17 protein-coding genes are annotated in these 14,968 nt (G+C 75.4%); 14 read left to right on the forward strand and 3 right to left on the reverse strand.

Features of this window, described 5'->3' with window-relative positions:
* Positions 1 to 192: 192 nt before the first annotated feature.
* From AC1C2W_RS00490 to AC1C2W_RS00535, 10 genes are all read left to right on the forward strand, one after another.
* Positions 193 to 567, forward strand: a complete 375-nt coding sequence (locus tag AC1C2W_RS00490) for a PadR family transcriptional regulator (protein ID WP_495388451.1) — start codon at positions 193 to 195, stop codon at positions 565 to 567.
* Positions 564 to 1,499 (forward strand): permease prefix domain 1-containing protein, encoded by a 936-nt coding sequence (locus AC1C2W_RS00495; RefSeq protein ID WP_495388317.1) that lies wholly within the window; start codon positions 564 to 566, stop codon positions 1,497 to 1,499. Before AC1C2W_RS00490 ends, AC1C2W_RS00495 begins: the two co-directional genes overlap by 4 nt.
* A gap of 127 nt (positions 1,500 to 1,626) precedes the next feature.
* Entirely contained in the window at positions 1,627 to 2,652 is a 1,026-nt protein-coding gene (locus AC1C2W_RS00500) for an ABC transporter ATP-binding protein (RefSeq protein ID WP_495388316.1), read from the forward strand.
* Positions 2,649 to 3,431: an ABC transporter permease gene (locus AC1C2W_RS00505; RefSeq protein WP_495388315.1), complete on the forward strand. Its 783-nt coding sequence runs from the start codon at positions 2,649 to 2,651 to the stop codon at positions 3,429 to 3,431. The genes AC1C2W_RS00500 and AC1C2W_RS00505 overlap by 4 nt, the downstream gene beginning before the upstream one ends.
* Before the next feature lie 220 nt (positions 3,432 to 3,651).
* A complete protein-coding gene (locus AC1C2W_RS00510) occupies positions 3,652 to 3,954 on the forward strand; it encodes a type II toxin-antitoxin system Phd/YefM family antitoxin (protein WP_495412066.1) in 303 nt (100 codons plus the stop codon).
* Between the two features lie 36 nt (positions 3,955 to 3,990).
* Positions 3,991 to 4,416, forward strand: a complete 426-nt coding sequence (locus tag AC1C2W_RS00515; protein WP_495388313.1) for a type II toxin-antitoxin system VapC family toxin — start codon at positions 3,991 to 3,993, stop codon at positions 4,414 to 4,416.
* 10 nt (positions 4,417 to 4,426) lie between these two features.
* The gene (locus AC1C2W_RS00520) at positions 4,427 to 4,771 is read left to right on the forward strand and encodes a DUF2516 family protein (protein ID WP_495388312.1); all 345 of its coding nucleotides are present in this window, start codon (positions 4,427 to 4,429) and stop codon (positions 4,769 to 4,771) included.
* Complete coding sequence (locus AC1C2W_RS00525; protein ID WP_495412067.1) at positions 4,765 to 5,826, forward strand: asparaginase; 1,062 nt, start codon at positions 4,765 to 4,767, stop codon at positions 5,824 to 5,826. Before AC1C2W_RS00520 ends, AC1C2W_RS00525 begins: the two co-directional genes overlap by 7 nt.
* A complete protein-coding gene (dtd, locus tag AC1C2W_RS00530) occupies positions 5,823 to 6,248 on the forward strand; it encodes a D-aminoacyl-tRNA deacylase (RefSeq protein ID WP_495388310.1) in 426 nt (141 codons plus the stop codon). The genes AC1C2W_RS00525 and dtd overlap by 4 nt, the downstream gene beginning before the upstream one ends.
* Positions 6,249 to 6,345: 97 nt before the next feature.
* Complete coding sequence (locus AC1C2W_RS00535; protein WP_495412068.1) at positions 6,346 to 8,043, forward strand: LuxR C-terminal-related transcriptional regulator; 1,698 nt, start codon at positions 6,346 to 6,348, stop codon at positions 8,041 to 8,043.
* 20 nt (positions 8,044 to 8,063) lie between these two features.
* Here AC1C2W_RS00535 and AC1C2W_RS00540 read toward each other — a convergent pair whose 3' ends face one another.
* Together AC1C2W_RS00540 and AC1C2W_RS00545 are read right to left on the reverse strand one after the other, a co-directional pair.
* Positions 8,064 to 8,852 (reverse strand): LPXTG cell wall anchor domain-containing protein, encoded by a 789-nt coding sequence (locus tag AC1C2W_RS00540; RefSeq protein ID WP_495412069.1) that lies wholly within the window; start codon positions 8,850 to 8,852, stop codon positions 8,064 to 8,066.
* A 125-nt stretch (positions 8,853 to 8,977) separates the two neighbouring features.
* Complete coding sequence (locus AC1C2W_RS00545) at positions 8,978 to 10,876, reverse strand: DUF4012 domain-containing protein (protein WP_495388307.1); 1,899 nt, start codon at positions 10,874 to 10,876, stop codon at positions 8,978 to 8,980.
* A 265-nt stretch (positions 10,877 to 11,141) separates the two neighbouring features.
* Between AC1C2W_RS00545 and AC1C2W_RS00550 the strand changes: the two genes are divergently transcribed.
* Complete coding sequence (locus AC1C2W_RS00550) at positions 11,142 to 11,363, forward strand: hypothetical protein (protein ID WP_495388306.1); 222 nt, start codon at positions 11,142 to 11,144, stop codon at positions 11,361 to 11,363.
* Positions 11,364 to 11,411: 48 nt separating this feature from the next.
* On the forward strand, positions 11,412 to 11,855 hold the full coding sequence (locus AC1C2W_RS00555; protein ID WP_495388305.1) for an OsmC family peroxiredoxin: 444 nt from the start codon (positions 11,412 to 11,414) through the stop codon (positions 11,853 to 11,855).
* A 58-nt stretch (positions 11,856 to 11,913) separates the two neighbouring features.
* Here AC1C2W_RS00555 and AC1C2W_RS00560 read toward each other — a convergent pair whose 3' ends face one another.
* Positions 11,914 to 12,978, reverse strand: coding sequence for an NAD-dependent epimerase/dehydratase family protein (locus AC1C2W_RS00560; protein ID WP_495388304.1), 1,065 nt, complete (start codon positions 12,976 to 12,978; stop codon positions 11,914 to 11,916).
* A 160-nt stretch (positions 12,979 to 13,138) separates the two neighbouring features.
* Here AC1C2W_RS00560 and AC1C2W_RS00565 point away from each other — a divergent pair, with 160 nt between their 5' ends.
* Both AC1C2W_RS00565 and AC1C2W_RS00570 read left to right on the forward strand, forming a co-directional pair.
* Positions 13,139 to 14,128, forward strand: coding sequence for an ATP-binding cassette domain-containing protein (locus AC1C2W_RS00565; protein WP_495388303.1), 990 nt, complete (start codon positions 13,139 to 13,141; stop codon positions 14,126 to 14,128).
* Positions 14,125 to 14,937: an ABC transporter permease gene (locus tag AC1C2W_RS00570; RefSeq protein WP_495388302.1), complete on the forward strand. Its 813-nt coding sequence runs from the start codon at positions 14,125 to 14,127 to the stop codon at positions 14,935 to 14,937. The genes AC1C2W_RS00565 and AC1C2W_RS00570 overlap by 4 nt, the downstream gene beginning before the upstream one ends.
* Positions 14,938 to 14,968: the final 31 nt, after the last annotated feature.

Raw genomic sequence — 14,968 nt, forward strand, 5'->3', positions numbered from 1 at the left:
TCGCAGGCTCGCACGGACTCCCGACGACGGCACGGTGAAGGCCGAGGTTGTACCCGGACTACCTCGCGCGATCTCGAGCTACCTCGCGGGACTCCGGACTACCTCGCGGGATCTCGGACTACCTCGGCGGAGGTGGGGCACGTCCAGCACCTGTTGTCATCGAGTAGTTGACGAGATACAGTACCTGTCGTGATGCAGCGAGATGAGGCTTCGACGGCGGACGACGCGTTCTCCGCCGACCTGCTGCGTGGTCACACCGACACGATCGTGCTCGCGACGCTGCGTCGCGGGGACCGCTACGGATTCGAGATCTACAAGGCGATCCGCCACGCCACGGGCGGGGCGCACGAGATCAAGGAGGCCACGCTCTACGCGACGTACCGCCGTCTGACCAAGGACGGGCTGGTCGAGGCCTACTGGGGCGACGAGTCCCAGGGCGGGCGCCGCAAGTACTACCGGATCACGGACGCCGGCCGCGCCGTCTACCAGCGCAACGTCGCGGCGTGGATCGCCACCCGCGACGTCATCGACGCCCTCCTCAGCACAGACAAGGACACCGACCGATGACCACCGTCCACCGACTCCTCGACGAGGCGTTCGCCGGCATCGAGCCGACCCTTGAGGTCCAGGACCTCAAGGAGGAGATCCGGGCGAACCTTGAGGCCCGGGCCGCCGAGCTGCAGGCCGGCGGCACCCCGCCCGACCCCGCCGCCCGCCGCGCCTTCGACGAGCTGGGCGACGTGCGCGAGCTCGTCGCCGACGCGCAGGCGGACGCCGACGCCCAGACCGGCGGCGTGCCGCGCACCCCCCTGCAGGAGGCGCTTGCGGCCGCCCAGCAGCAGCGCGTGCGCCCCAAGCCGGGCTTCGTCGTCGGCGTCGTGGTCGCGGCGCTGGCGGGAGTCGGCACGCTCGCCGTCGCGGGGGTGTCCGCGGCGGGCGTCTTCACCCTGCCCGCCGTCGCGGTCGCCGCGCTGCTGCTGACGGCGGCCAGCGCGGCCGGGTTCGTCGTCGGGTTCTCCGTCTCGCAGGAGACGACGACGAACCACCCGATGCCGTCCCGCCGCGCCGGGGGCTACTACCTGGCCACCGGCCTCGCGGCCTTCGGGCTGTTCCTGGTCGCGTTCGTGCTCCTCGGGACGTTCGCCCCGTGGGTGTACGTCGTGGCGGGCGCCGTGCTCGTCGTGGGCGTGACCCTGCTCGTCCTGCTCGGCGTCACCCAGACCAACCGGAAGAAGGCCTGGGTGCGGGACGTCGCGCGGGCGCAGGCGACCGACAACCAGTTCGGCCGCTTCGACCAGGACCCGGCCGCCGCCGCGCGGTTCGGCGTCTACACGGCCGTGATCTGGCTGACGGCGTTCGTCGTGTTCGTCGTCCTTGGCCTCACCGTCGGCTGGGCCTGGTCCTGGCTGACCTTCGTCGTCGCCCTCGCGGTGATGATGCTCGTCCTCGCGCGGATGCTCTTCGTCTCGCGGGACGAGCCGCAGGAGAAGCAGCACTGACGCAAGAACGGTCCCGGGCGACTGCCATCGCCCGGGACCGGTGGCTCGGGTCCGGTGCACACCGCACCACGAGACGCGCTCCCACCCTAGGGCGTGCGCCGGACCCTCCGACCTCACTGGAGGAAACATGTCCGCACACCCGCAAGCGCCGGCGATCGACGTCGCCGGCCTGACCAAGACCTACCGCCCCGGCCGGGGCGCGCACGACGTGCGCGCGCTCGACGGCCTCGACCTCACCGCCGTGCCCGGCAGCGTGCTGGGCCTGCTCGGCCCCAACGGCGCCGGCAAGTCCACCACCGTGAAGATCCTCGCCACGCTGTCGCGGCCCGACTCGGGTACGGCCCGCGTGGCCGGGCACGACGTCGTCCGGGATCCGTCCGCGGTGCGGCGCGCCATCGGCTACGTGGCGCAGCGCCCCGTGACCGACCCCATGGGCACGGGTCGCGAGAACCTCGTGCTCGCCGGTCGGCTGCAGGGCCTCGGCGCCCGCGACGCCCGGACCCGGGCCGACGAGCTGCTCGAGCGCTTCGGCGTCGCGCACGCCGCCGGCCGGCTCGTGAAGACGTGGTCGGGCGGGATGGCGCGCAAGCTCGACGTCGCCGTCGGCCTCGTGCATCGCCCGCAGGTGCTGTTCCTCGACGAGCCCACCACGGGCCTCGACCCCGAGGCGCGCGCCGCGATGTGGGCCGAGATCGAGCGGATGGCGACGGGTGACGGCATGACGATCCTGCTCACCACGCACTACCTGGACGAGGCCGACCGGCTCGCCGACCAGGTCGTCATCGTGGACGCGGGCCGAGTCGTCACCGCCGGCACCCCCGACGCGCTGAAGGACGAGCTGCGCGGCGACGGGGTCATGGTCGAGCTGGACGACGCCGCCGCGACCGTCGCGGCGGCCCGGGTCGCCGCGGGCGTGCCTGGCGTCGTCGACGTCGCGGCCGACGGACGCGGCCTGCGGGCGCGCGCCGAGGCCGGCGCCACCGCGCTGCCGGCGCTGCTCGCCGCGCTCGACGCCGCGGGCCTGGGCGTGCGGGCGGCCGGGCTGTCCCGGCCCACGCTCGACGACGTCTACCTGGCCCGCACCGGCCGCAGCCTGGAGGAGGCCCACCGGGCCGGCACTGCGGGCGCCCCCGCCGAGGAGGTGGCGGCATGAGCGCCGTGACGCAGGCCGCCCTCCTCACCGGCCGCCAGGCCCGGCAGGGCATGCGCATCCCCGTGTTCATCGTGATGAACCTGCTGCAGCCGATGGTCTGGCTGCTGCTGTTCGGCCAGCTGTTCCGGTCCGTCATCGAGATCCCCGGGTTCGCCGGGGGCGCGGACGTCAGCTACCTCGAGTACCTCACCCCCGGCGTCGTGATGATGACGGCCATGGGCGGCGCGGCGTGGGCCGGCACGACCTTCGTGCAGGACATGGACCGCGGCGTCATGGACCGCTTCCTCGCATCCCCGACCAGCCGGGGCGCGCTGCTCGCGGCGACGATGGCCTGGTACTCGCTGCTCGCGTGCGTGCAGGCGCTGGTGGTCGTGGGCGTCGCGTGGCTCGGCGGGGCGCGGTTCCCCGGCGGCTGGGCCGGCGTGCTGGTGATGCTCGTGGCCGTGGCCCTGCTGAGCTGCCTGTTCGCGGCGCTCTCCGGGGCGGTCGCGCTGCTCACCCGCCAGCAGGAGGCGCTCATCGGCGTCTCGCAGCTGCTCACCATCCCGCTGATGTTCCTGTCGTCCGCGGTGATGGACCCGGCCCTTGCGCCGGGCTGGATCGCCGACGTCGCGCGGTTCAACCCGTTCGACTGGGCGGTCGTCGTGGCCCGCGACGCGCTGCAGGGCTTCGCCGACCCCGGCACCGTGTGGTTGCACCTGGGGCTGCTCGTCGTTGCCGTGGGCGCGATGTGGTGGCTCGCGACGCTGGCCTTCCGCGCCTACCGCCGGGCGATCTGACTCTCACCGTCGGGCCGGGCCGGGCCGGGCCGGGTCGCTGCCGCGCGAGCCGGGGACGTCTGTGTCGCGAGGCGCGCCATCCGCCGCTCGTTCCTCGCGGCTCCCGCCAGGCCCGACCAGCCTCGCGACACAGACGTCCCCGGCCCGCGCTCGTCCCTTCTCGCGGTGTCGTCCAACTTGCTCTGTCCGGTGGGGCGCCGGGACGGTACGGTCGTCGGTCATGGAGGTCTCCGTCAGTGCCCTGCGGGCCGAGCTGAAGTCGTGGATCGAGAGGGCTCGGGAGGGCGAGGAGGTCGTCATCACCGAGCGGGGGGTGCCCGTCGCCCGCCTGTCGGCGGTGCAGACGGCGGATCTCGTCGCCGGCCTGGTGCGCGACGGGCTGCTCACGCCCGCCGAGACCGAGCGTCAGGTGCACGTCGTGCCCGACGACGAGGGGTCGCCCGCCGCTCGTCCCGGCGTCGCCCGCACCCCCGCGAGGTCGCCGTCGCGCATGTCCGACCTGGTGCGCCGCATCCGACGCTGACGCAAGCTCGACCGCCGTGAACGAGAACGGAGCAGCATGGCCCTCGTCTACTTCGACGCGAGCGCGCTGGTGAAGTTGTGCGTCCGCGAGCAGGGCTCCGAGCTGGCGTGCGCCCTGTGGAACCGCGCCGACGTCGTCGTCAGCTCGCGCATCGCCGACGCCGAGGTGCGGGCGGCGCTCGCGGCGGGCGAGCGGGCCGGGCTGCTCGACCCGCTCGCGCGGCGTCGAGGCGCCGCGCTGTGGGACGAGCTGAGCCCCGCGCTGCACACGATCGAGGTGACCCGCGAGGTCTCCGAGCGGGCGGCGGACCTCCTCGCGTCGTGTCCCGTGCCGCTGCGGGGCGCCGACGCCCTGCACGTGGCGAGCGCGCTCGCCGTCGCGCACGAGGACACGGTGGTCGCTGCGTGGGACGAGCACGTGGCCGGGGCCGCGCGCTCCCGCCGGCTCACCGTCCTCCCGTAGGCTCGGGCGAGTGATCTCCGCCGCCATCGGGTCCTTCCAATACTTCATGCTCGTCGTGCTCGCGATCGTGGTGTTCGTCGTGCAGCTCGTCGCGTTCATCGACGCCGCGCGCCGCCCTGCCCGCGCCTACGTGTCCGAGGGGAAGCTGACCAAGAACATCTGGCTGATCATCCTCGGCATCGCCGCGCTGATCGGCCTGTTCGGGCTGCCGCCCATGCTCATGACGGCGGGCTCGTTCTTCAACGTCATCGCCGTGGCGCCCGCGATCATCTACTGGGTGGACGTTCGCCCGAAGATCCAGTCGTACGGCACGGGCGGGGGGCGTCGCCCGCAGGGCCCGACGGGCGGGTGGTGACGGTGACGGCCGACGTCGCGCGGGGCGCCGCGCCCCTGGCGGAGGTGGTGCGCGGCGGCCTCGTGGAGTCGGTGCACCTGGGGCACCTCGTGGTACTCGGCCCGGACGGCGGCGTGCGGCTCGCCGTGGGCGACCCGGCGACGACGATCTGGCCGCGGTCCTCGGTGAAGCCCCTGCAGGCCGTCGCGATGCTGCGCTCCGGCCTCGACCTGCCGGACCGGCTGCTCGCGCTCGCCGCCGCCAGCCACAGCGGCGCGCCCGAGCACCTCGCCGGGGTGCGCGAGATCCTCGCGGGTGCCGGGCTCGACGAGTCCGCGCTGCGGAACACCGCCGACCTGCCCTTCGGCCGGGCCGAGGCGCTCGCCTGGCAGCTGGCCGGCCACGGCCCCGAGCGGATCGCGCAGAACTGCTCGGGCAAGCACGCGGGCATGCTCGCCACGTGCGTCGCGGCCGGTTGGGACACCTCGTCGTACCTGGACCCGGCGCATCCGCTGCAGCAGGCCGTGCGCGCCGCGGTCGGCGAGCTGACGGGCGACGAGCCACAGCACCGCACCGTCGACGGCTGCGGCGCGCCCCTGTTCACCACGTCGGTGCTGGGGCTCGCACGGTCGTTCGCGCGGGTCGCGGCGGGCGCTTCCGGCACTCCCGGCTCGGCCGCTGACGACGAGGCGCTGATGCGCACCGCCGCGCGGGTGGGCCGGGCGATGGCCGCGTTCCCCGAGCTGGTGGCGGGCCACGGGCGGGAGGACACCCTCGTCATGGCCGCCGTGCCCGGGGCGATCGCCAAGATCGGGGCCGACGGCGTGTGTGCGGCCGGGCTGCCCGACGGCTCGGCGGTGGCGTTCAAGATCCTGGACGGCGGCGACCGGCCGCGCCCGGCGATCCTCGCGGCGGCCGTCCTCGCGGCGGGTGCCGCCGCCGTGCCGGGCGTCGACGTCGCCGCCCTCGTGGCGGTCGGCGAGACTCCGGTGCTGGGCGGCGGCGTGCCGGTGGGCGCCGTGCGCCCGGCGTTCGCGGCCGCGGTCGGCGCGGTCGGCGCGGGCGGTGCGGGATGAGGGCCGTGCTGCAGCGCGTCACGCGGGCCAGCGTGTCGGTGGACGGCGAGGTGGTGGGGTCGATCGACCGGCCCGGGCTGCTCGCGCTGGTCGGCGTGACCCACGACGACGGCCCCGACGAGGTGGCGACCGTGGCCCGCAAGATCGCCGAGCTGCGCATCCTGCACGACGAGCGTTCGGCGACCGACGCGGGCGCTCCGGTGCTGGTCGTCAGCCAGTTCACGCTCTACGGCGACGCACGCAAGGGGCGCCGTCCCACGTGGCACGCGGCCGCCCCCGGCCCCGTGGCCGAGCCCCTGGTCGACGCGGTGGTGGCGGACCTACGGGCCCGAGGGCTCGAGGTCGCGACGGGGCGGTTCGGCGCCGACATGGCCGTCGAGCTGGTGAACGACGGGCCCGTGACTATATTGGTGGAGACCTGACAAATCTCTGACCTGCGGCTTCGCGGGGGGGGATCGGGCGGTGCGATAGGTCGACGCCGCCGGGCACCGACGCCCGGCACGACACGGGAGGCCGACGATGACCTCGACCCGGGACTCGATCGCGCCCTGGCCGCCGCCGCCCGCCGACCCCGCCCGCCCGGTCGCGCCGCACGTCGTGCGCCGCGTGTCCGGACTCGTGGGCGCCGACCGCGAGGCGCTCGCCCAGACGCTCGGCCTGCTGACGCCCGAGCAGCTCGCGGGCGCCGCGGCGCTGCCTGACCCGCTGCCGGCGACGCCGGCGGTGCGCGCCGCGACCGGCGTCGGCCCGAGGGGCGCGCCCGACGACGGGTTCGACACCGGGTTCGACGACGGGTTCGACGACGGGTCCGACACCGGGCTGCTCGACGGGCACAACGTGCTCGACGGCGTGGACCGGCGCGTCCTCCTGGCCGCCGGCGTGCTGGTGCTGGACCGGGTCGAACTGCTGCTCGGCGCGACGGGCGCCCCCGTCGACCGGCTGCTCGCCCCGCCGCTGTCGGAGCACCTGCGCCTCGCCGACGGCCGGTTCCGGGTGGCCGACCCGCGGGTGCGCGCCATCGTGCACGAGGATGCCGACCTTGCCGAGCGCACGGCCGTGCACGCGGCCCTGGCCGCCGAGCTCGACCGGGCGGGCGAGCCGGAGGCGGCGCGCTGGCACGAGGCGCTCGCGACCCTCGCCGGCGACCCGGCGCTCGCGGAAGGGCTCGTGCACCTGGCGGAGCACCGGCTGGCGCAGGGCTGCGCGGTCGGGGCGCACGCCGTCGCGCGGGAGGCGGCGAGCCACGGGGCCGGCGAGGTACGGGCGCGGGCGTTCCTCGTGGCCGGGCGGGCGGCGCTGCTCGCCGGGCACCTGCACGACGCCGCCGGGTGGCTCGACCGGGTGGCGAGCACCGGCGTCGCCGCGGTGCAGGACGACGCCGAGCAGGCGCGCGAGGCGGTGCACGCCCTGGCCGACCCGTCGACAGGCCCGGGCGGGCCCGACGGGACCGACGAAGACCCGCCCGGCATCCGCCTCGCGCGGCTGATCGTGCCTGTCGCCAGGGCCGTCGTGTCCGGCGCGGACCGGGCGGTGCTCGCCGCCGTCGTCGAGGCGCTCGCCCGGCTCGACCTGCGCCCCCGCGACGCGGACGAGGTGCTCGCTCGCGCACTCGTCACGGCGGTGCCTACGTGCGAGCAGGAGACGTGGGTGACCGGCTCGGACGGGCTGTCCCCGCTCGCGGAGGCGCACCTGCGCGTGGTGCAGGCCCTGGTGCTGTTGCGCGGCGGCGACGCCGCCCAGGCGGCCCGGGTGCTCGACGACGCGGCCGGTCGGCTGCCGGTGGCGCACGTCGCCGGCGGGCTGGCCGCGGTGGTGGCGCGGTGCGCCGCGCGGTCGGACACGCTCACGGCCGGGCTCCGCGCGGTCGGGCCCGCCCCCGCGCCCGCGGCGCTGGCGGTGTGCCGCAACCTCGCCTACGCCCGGCCGGCGGCGAGGCCGTCGCTGGTGGTCAGCGCCGTCCGGACCAGCCGGCGACCGGGCGCGGGAGCGGCCGGACGCGAGGAGGCGGAGGTGTGGGTCCGCTGGGCCGACCTCCTCACCGCGCGGGAGCTCGACGTCGCCCGGCTCGTGGCCGACGGGCTGGCGAACAAGCGGGTGGCCGACCGCCTCTGCGTCTCTGTGCGTACGGTGGAGGTGCACCTGGGGCGCGTCTTTCGCAAGGTGGGCGTGCGCTCGCGCGCCGAGCTGACGGTGGTCGCCCTGCGCCCCGCGTCCTGACCGCTCCCACCCACAACGGGTCAGTGCTCGGTGCGTCGGCGCCGCGCGACAGCGAGGGCGACTCCGCCCGCGGCCAGCAGCCCGGCAGAGGCCGCGACAAGCGCCACCACCCCGGCCCCGGTCTGGGGCAGGAAGCCCGACTCGGGCGAGGAGGCTGCCGGCGGCGCGCCGTCGGCCGGCACGGCGGCGGGAACCGTCGTGCCGGGGTTCGGGGTGGTGCCGGGGGCCAGCAAGGTGCCGGGCGGGTCGGTCGCGCAGCTCGGGGACGAGGGCGGGTAGGCGGCCGTGACCGTGAGCTGGGGGTTGACCTCGAACTTCACGTCCACGGACGGGCGCACCCAGTCGAACTCGTCGCCCTCCACCCAGACGCCGTCCTCCAGGCGCCAGCCCGGCCAGTCGAGCGGGGCGCCCGACGCGTCCGTCACGGCACCCGGCCACAGCACCCGTCCGGACAACGGCAGGCCGGCCTGCACGACGTCGTCGCCGGAGGGGTTGAGCCAGGTGATCGTCACGGTGTCGTTGTCGGTGCCGGTGGCCTTCACCGCGTAGACCAGGTAGGGCACGCCGCCGTCGCACACGGGCTGCAGCGTCTCCGCCGTGAGCGTGGGCTCCTCCGGCGGCGGGTACTCGGAGCCGCTCGGCGTCGGGGTCGGGGCGACGTCCGCCGCGGCGGAGGTGGCCCCGACGAGGCCGGCGCCGGCGCCCAGCAGGAGGCCGAGGATCACGCCCGCCGCAGCGCGGGCGGCACGCCCGCCCGTCGAGCCGGGCGCGACCGGGGTACCGGTGCGGGCGCGTCGTGCATGGGCCATGTCGGCTCCTCGGTCGGGCTGGCGTGGGCTTCCTCGAGCGTTCACGCTAGCCGCGCCGCGGCCCGTCGGACCCCGGCTCACCCGGGTGAAACCGCTGGCCGGAGCCGCATTCACCCGCTCGCTGCTCAGCCGCAGACGGGCACCTCGAGGTCGTGCAGGCCGCCCATGGTCGTGGTCGGGGTGGACCAGACCTCGAGCCGTCCGGCCGGGGTGCCGCCGTCGTCGCCCGACGCGCCCGACGGGACGACGAGGCGCAGCGTGGTGCTCTCGCCCGGCGCGAGCGCCACCGTCGCCGACAGCGTCGGCCGGTCGTGCGTCGTGCGGGACTCGCCGCCGAACGGCTCGCCGTCCCGTTCGAGCCGAGGCTCCTCGCCGCCGCGCGGCCCTGACACGGTCACCCCGAGCCGCAGCGTGCCGGGTGGGCTCGCCCCGCCGGGCAGCCCCGCGACGTACCAGGGCAGCGAGGTGGCCGCGTCCCCGGGCGCCGTCGAGGCGAGGGTCAGCTCGAGGGTGTCCACCCGCCCCGCGTCGGTGCACTCCGAGCCCACGAGGCTCAGCGAGGAGTCCAGGTAGGACGACATCTTCCCTGACACGTGGTCCGTGAGGAACACGCCCACCGCGTCGGCCGCCCGCGGCGCCTGGGCGTACGTGCCGGCGAGGACGGTGCCCGCCAGACGCTCCTGCTCCCGCTCGCTCGCCGACCAGACACGTACCCGGTGCTCGTCGGCGCCGCGCTGCAGGCCGGCGAGCAGGGCGGCGGGCGGGACGTCGTCGGTCGTCACCCGGTCGAGGACGGCGCCTGCGACGTCGGCGAAGAACAGGTCGGCGGTCTCGGGGTCGAGCACGTCGTAGGCACGGCGCAGCAGCACGTCGACCGCGTTCTCGGCGCTCACCTCGACGGTGTCGCGGCCGAGGTCCTCCGCGACCGGCGCGGACACCGGCACCTGCACCGGGCCCGTCTCGGCGAGCAGGTACGACAGGGCGACGGGGTCGGTCGCGAGCACGCCGTCCACCCGCTCGCCCTGGGCGCGGGCCCACATCTCGGCGGCCAGGCGCGCCGTCGTCGGGAAGTCCGGGGTGGCGGTGACGTCCTGGACGAACGTCCCGAGCCGCCCGGTGTATGCGTCGTCGTCGTCGGGCGACAGCGGCAGCACGGGCTCGCGGAACGGGCCGACGGCGGACGCCGGGACCTGGCGCACCACCTCCACGCGGCCCTCGTCGACGCGGAGCAGAAGCAGGGCGCCCGGGATGCCCCCGCCCTGGCGCAGCTCGGCCGTGCTCATGCTCAGCAGCAGGTAGGTGCGCGGGCCGTCGGCGCCGAGCATCGGCGGGCCGAGCGCGGCCGCCCCGTCCGCCGTCGCCACGGTGGCGGCGAGCTCGTCGACCCGGTCGCGCAGCGTCGTCACGGGGGCGGCGAGCTCCGGCAGCAGCGCGTCGGGGTCGACCGCGTCGAGTCGAGCCTGCGCGGCGTCGATCGAACGGTGCGCGACGGCGGCCCCCGGCGCGGCGGCGCGTAACGGCGCCAGGTCGAGGCCGCCGTCCGGCGTGCGCGTGGTGGCCGCGACGGCGTCGGCCAGCTCGGCGAGGGGGGGCAGCACGTCGTCGGTCACGTCGTCGAGGACGACGGCGACGTCGGCCGTCGCGCCCGCGGACGGGCCGACCACGGGCACGCGGGTGGCGAGCCACCACAGCGGGCCGTCGGTCGCCGCGCGCGCCGCGCTGGTCTGGCGGCGCAGCTCGGCGAGGGCGGGCGAGGACGCCAGGGTCGCCGGCTCCCCGTCGTCCGACCCGTCGCGGACGCCGGCGCGCAGCTCCTCCGCGACGGCCGGGACCTGCGCGGCGGCCGCGGTGAGCGCCGTCCGCGCCACGAGTGCGTCCCGCACCAGCAGCAGTGCGCACACGAGCGCGGCGAGCACCGCCAGGCACACGCCCAGCACCACCCACCGCCCCACCCGACCACGACGCCGGCGCGGGGGCGTGGCGGCGTCCGCGCTGGTGGGAGCCGGGTCGGTGTCGACAGTCATGCCCGCACCGTAGGTCCGCCCGGGCCCGGCGGAGGGATGAATCTGCGGGTGATGTCGGTGCGGTACCTGGTGCGCCGACCAGGCCGCCGGGGGCAGCGCGGGATCGCTGCTCGCCGGAGACGCCACGTCGCCGAGCGTCTGGCTGTCGGTCGACGGGAGCGCGTCGTTCGGCTTCAACGACCCGGCCGCCGACCCGTGGCGGCGCGAGGACGTCGCCACCCCCGTCGGCTTTCTCGCCCCCACCACCGACCTCGGGACGTACCCCGTGATCAGCGCGGCCGACGCGGTGGAGCGCCTCGGCGACCCGTGGTTCTCCGGGTCCGCCTGGCCGGTCGTCTACGCCGAGGAGGCCGAGCTCGCGCAGCAGCACCAGGACGCCGGGTCGGTCGTGCTCGTCCCGGCGTACGAGCTGTCCGACGTCGACGGCAACGCCTGGTCGGTGATCGCCGTCGCCGACGACGCCATGGACTTCGCCGCGCCTCGATGAGCGGGTTACGGTCGTCGTGACCTGTCCCGGAGCACGAAGGAGCACCCCATGCCTACTCGTACCGCACGCACCGCCTGGAACGGCGACATCCAGCAGGGTTCAGGCCGGATCGAGCTGGCCAGCTCCGGCGCCGCCGCGTTCGACGTCTCCTTCCCCCGGCGGGCCGCCGACAACGCCGAGGGCGTCACCAGCCCGGAGGAGCTCCTCGCGGCCGCGCACTCGTCGTGCTTCGCGATGGCGTTCTCGCTCGAGGTCGCGAACGCCGGCGGGACGCCCGGCAAGACCGACGTGACCGCCGACGTCACCCTGAGCCCCGCGCACGGTGGCGGCTTCGAGATCTCGCGGATCAAGCTGACCGTGGTCGGCTCGGCCGAGGGCCTCGACGCCGACGGCTTCCGCGCCGCCGCCGAGGCCGCGAAGGCCGGCTGCCCGGTCTCGAAGGCGCTCGCGGGCGTCGGCGAGATCACGCTGGACGTCACGTTCCAGGGCTGAGCTCGGCGAGATAGAGAACCCCCGACCGCGAGATAGAGAACCAGCGGTCGGGGGTTCTCTATCTCGCGGTGAGCGGGGGCGTGTCGGCGCCGGTGCCGGCGAGGACGCCCTCGACGGCCTCGCGCAGCACGTCGCCCTGGTCGAGGGTCGGTCGCCAGTGCAGCAGGTCGCGCGCCCGGGAGGCGTCCATGACGACGTCGGCGCGCGCCATGTCGAACCAGCCCACGTCGATCGGCACGAGCCGCGCCGCGGAGGCGACCGACAGGCCGGTGCGCACCAGGTCGGGCGACACGCTGACCGTGCGGCCGCCGCTGAGCAGGCGGGCGATCGCCTCGCCGTCGAGCCAGCCCGTCGGGGCGAGGTTGAACGCCCCTGGGTGCCGCCCCACGACCACGGCCCGGTACGCGTCGGCCGCGTCGTCGGCGTGCAGCACCTGCAGCCGCAGGCCCGCCGGGAACGGGACCACCGGCAGAAGCGCGCCCTCCGGCGCCCGTCGCGCGGCCGTGCGCAGGGCGAAGGTGCCCAGCCGGCCGAGGAAGTACCGGGAGAGCTCGGCGCCGGCCTCGCGCTGGAACATCAGGGCGGGCCGCATCCGCGTCACGACCAGCCGGGGTCGCGCCGCGGAGACGTCGTCGAGCATCCGCTCGACCGCCACCTTCTGCACCGAGTAGTTCGAGGTCGGCACGCCGCGCGCCGGCCACGACTCGTCCACGGCCGAGCCGTCGGCGGGTCCGGGGGAGTAGACGCCGGACGTCGAGCCGATCACCAGGTGCGGCACGTGCTGGCGCAGGACGGCGTCGATCACGGTGCGCGTGCCCCGGAGGTTCAGGCGGCGCTGCGCCTCGAGGCTGCGGGTGGCCGGCGATGCCCACGCGAGGTGCACGACGGCGTCGGCACCGAGGAACGCCTCGTCGAGACCGCGGACGACGGCGTCGACGGTGTCGGTGAGGTCGACGCGGACCCATTCGGCGGCGTCGTGCGGGTAGGCCACGGTGCTGCTGCCGTCGGCGCGCGGCACCCGTCGGGCGACGCCGACGACCGAGGTCACGGCGGGTTCCTGGACGAGCGCACGCAGCACGGCCGTTCCGACGTTCCCGCTGGCACCTACGACGACGACGCGCACGCTCCGACCGTAGCCGGGAGCGTCGCGGGGCGCGCGTGCAGGAGTGCGCGTGTATCGAACACACGAAGTCTATGGTCAACACCGCGTGTATGACGTACGCTCGTGTACGCCATACACACACGGCCCACTCGGGCGACGACCAACCACGAGGGGAACGGCCATGAACGACCCGATGATCGCGGTGCGGGGGCTGCGCAAGTCCTACGGGCGCACCGCCGTGCTGCGCGGCGTGGACCTCACCGTGCGGCGCGGCGAGATCTACGCGCTGCTAGGCCCGAACGGCGCCGGCAAGACGACCGCCGTCAACATCCTCACCACGCTCGTGCACCCGGACGGCGGCACGGCGACGATCGCCGGGGCGGACGTGGTGCGTGAGGCGGCGCGGGTGCGCCGCAGCATTGCCCTGACCGGCCAGTACGCGTCGGTGGACGAGTTCCAGACGGGGGAGGAGAACCTCGTCATGATGGCGGACCTCGCCCACCTGCCGCGGGCCGCCGTGCGGCGGCGGGCGCAGGAGCTGCTGGAGCGCTTCGACCTGACGGCCGCCGCCCGCCGGCGCGTGGGCATCTACTCGGGCGGTATGCGACGTCGCCTCGACCTGGCCATCAGCCTCGTCGCCGACCCGGACGTGCTGGTGCTGGACGAGCCCACCACGGGCCTCGACCCGGCGTCCCGCTCCCAGCTCTGGGAGGTGGTGCGGGGCCTCGCCGCCGACGGCACCACGATCCTGCTCACCACCCAGTACCTCGAGGAGGCGGACCGCCTCGCCGACACGATCGCCGTCCTGTCCGAGGGGCGCATCGCCGCGCGCGGCACGGCGGCCGAGCTGAAGTCGCTCGTCTCCGGCGACCACGTGCGCGTCTCCTTCGACGACGCGGCGAGCCTGACGGCCGCGCGCGGCATGGGGGTAGCCGGCCTCGACGCCGCGGAGACGGACGAGAAGAGCCTCGCCCTCACGTTCCCCAGCGCCGAGCCCGTTCGAGCGATCCGGCAGGTGCTCGAGCAGGCGGAGGCCCACGGCCTCGCCGTCGCGGGCGTGAGCGTGGTCAAGCCGACGCTCGACGACGTCTTCCTCGCACTCACCACCACCGGCGGCGCCACCGCCCGCCCGGCCGCCGTCACCCCGTCCCCCGAGGAGGCCCTGCGATGACCACCACCCTGCCGGCGCCCGCCGGCACCGCGCCAGCCCGCCCGCAGCCCACGCGTGGTGCGCCGCTGCGCGACGTCGCCACCATGGCCCGCCGCGAGGCCCGCCGCTCCCTGCGCTCCGTCGACGGGATCATCACCGCGTTCGCCCTGCCCGTGATGATCATGCTCGTGTTCGTCGTCATCTTCGGTGGCGCGATCGACACCAGCGGCGACTACATCAACTACGTCGTGCCCGGGGTGCTCATCATGTGCCTGGGCTTCGGCTCCGCGACGGCCGCCGTCGCCGTGGCGCAGGACATGACCTCGGGCACCATCGACCGGTTCAAGACGTTGCCGATCTTCGCGCCGTCCGTCCTGTGGGGGCACGTCATCGCGAGCGTCGTGCGCAACCTCGCGTCCGCCGCCGTCGTCGTCCTGGTGGCGGTGGCGCTCGGCTTCCGGCCCGACGCCGGGCTGGGCGACTGGCTCGGGTTCGTCGGCTTCGCGGTGCTCGCCGTGCTGACCTTCACCTGGCTCAGCACGGCCCTCGGCCTGGTGCTGAGCGTGGAGGCGTCGCAATCCGTGAACTTCCTCTTCCTCTTCGTGCCGTACCTCAGCTCGGGGTTCGTCCCGGTGGAGACCATGCCGGACTGGCTGCACGGGTTTGCCGAGCACCAGCCGTTCACCCCGATCATCGAGTCCGTGCGCGGCCTGCTGATGGGGGCGCCGGACGGCGGCACGATCGTCACGGCGGTCGTGTGGCTCGTCGGCTTCCTCGCGGCGAGCGTCGTCGTCGGGGGCGTCCTGTACCGCCGTCGGACCGCGCGCTGAGAGAGCTGGTCGTCGGTCGATCCTGTCGAGA

This window comes from Isoptericola sp. Y581 (genome assembly GCF_059445475.1).

Coding starts and splice junctions, on each gene's coding strand:
- AC1C2W_RS00565 (WP_495388303.1), top strand. CDS start 13,139: ATGAACGACCCGATGATCGCGGTGCGGGGGCTGCGCAAGTCCTACGGG.
- AC1C2W_RS00555 (WP_495388305.1), top strand. CDS start 11,412: ATGCCTACTCGTACCGCACGCACCGCCTGGAACGGCGACATCCAGCAG.
- AC1C2W_RS00540 (WP_495412069.1), bottom strand. CDS start 8,852: ATGGCCCATGCACGACGCGCCCGCACCGGTACCCCGGTCGCGCCCGGC.
- AC1C2W_RS00535 (WP_495412068.1), top strand. CDS start 6,346: ATGACCTCGACCCGGGACTCGATCGCGCCCTGGCCGCCGCCGCCCGCC.
- AC1C2W_RS00545 (WP_495388307.1), bottom strand. CDS start 10,876: ATGACTGTCGACACCGACCCGGCTCCCACCAGCGCGGACGCCGCCACG.
- AC1C2W_RS00510 (WP_495412066.1), top strand. CDS start 3,652: ATGGAGGTCTCCGTCAGTGCCCTGCGGGCCGAGCTGAAGTCGTGGATC.
- AC1C2W_RS00490 (WP_495388451.1), top strand. CDS start 193: ATGCAGCGAGATGAGGCTTCGACGGCGGACGACGCGTTCTCCGCCGAC.
- AC1C2W_RS00505 (WP_495388315.1), top strand. CDS start 2,649: ATGAGCGCCGTGACGCAGGCCGCCCTCCTCACCGGCCGCCAGGCCCGG.
- AC1C2W_RS00570 (WP_495388302.1), top strand. CDS start 14,125: ATGACCACCACCCTGCCGGCGCCCGCCGGCACCGCGCCAGCCCGCCCG.
- dtd (WP_495388310.1), top strand. CDS start 5,823: ATGAGGGCCGTGCTGCAGCGCGTCACGCGGGCCAGCGTGTCGGTGGAC.
- AC1C2W_RS00495 (WP_495388317.1), top strand. CDS start 564: ATGACCACCGTCCACCGACTCCTCGACGAGGCGTTCGCCGGCATCGAG.
- AC1C2W_RS00515 (WP_495388313.1), top strand. CDS start 3,991: ATGGCCCTCGTCTACTTCGACGCGAGCGCGCTGGTGAAGTTGTGCGTC.
- AC1C2W_RS00500 (WP_495388316.1), top strand. CDS start 1,627: ATGTCCGCACACCCGCAAGCGCCGGCGATCGACGTCGCCGGCCTGACC.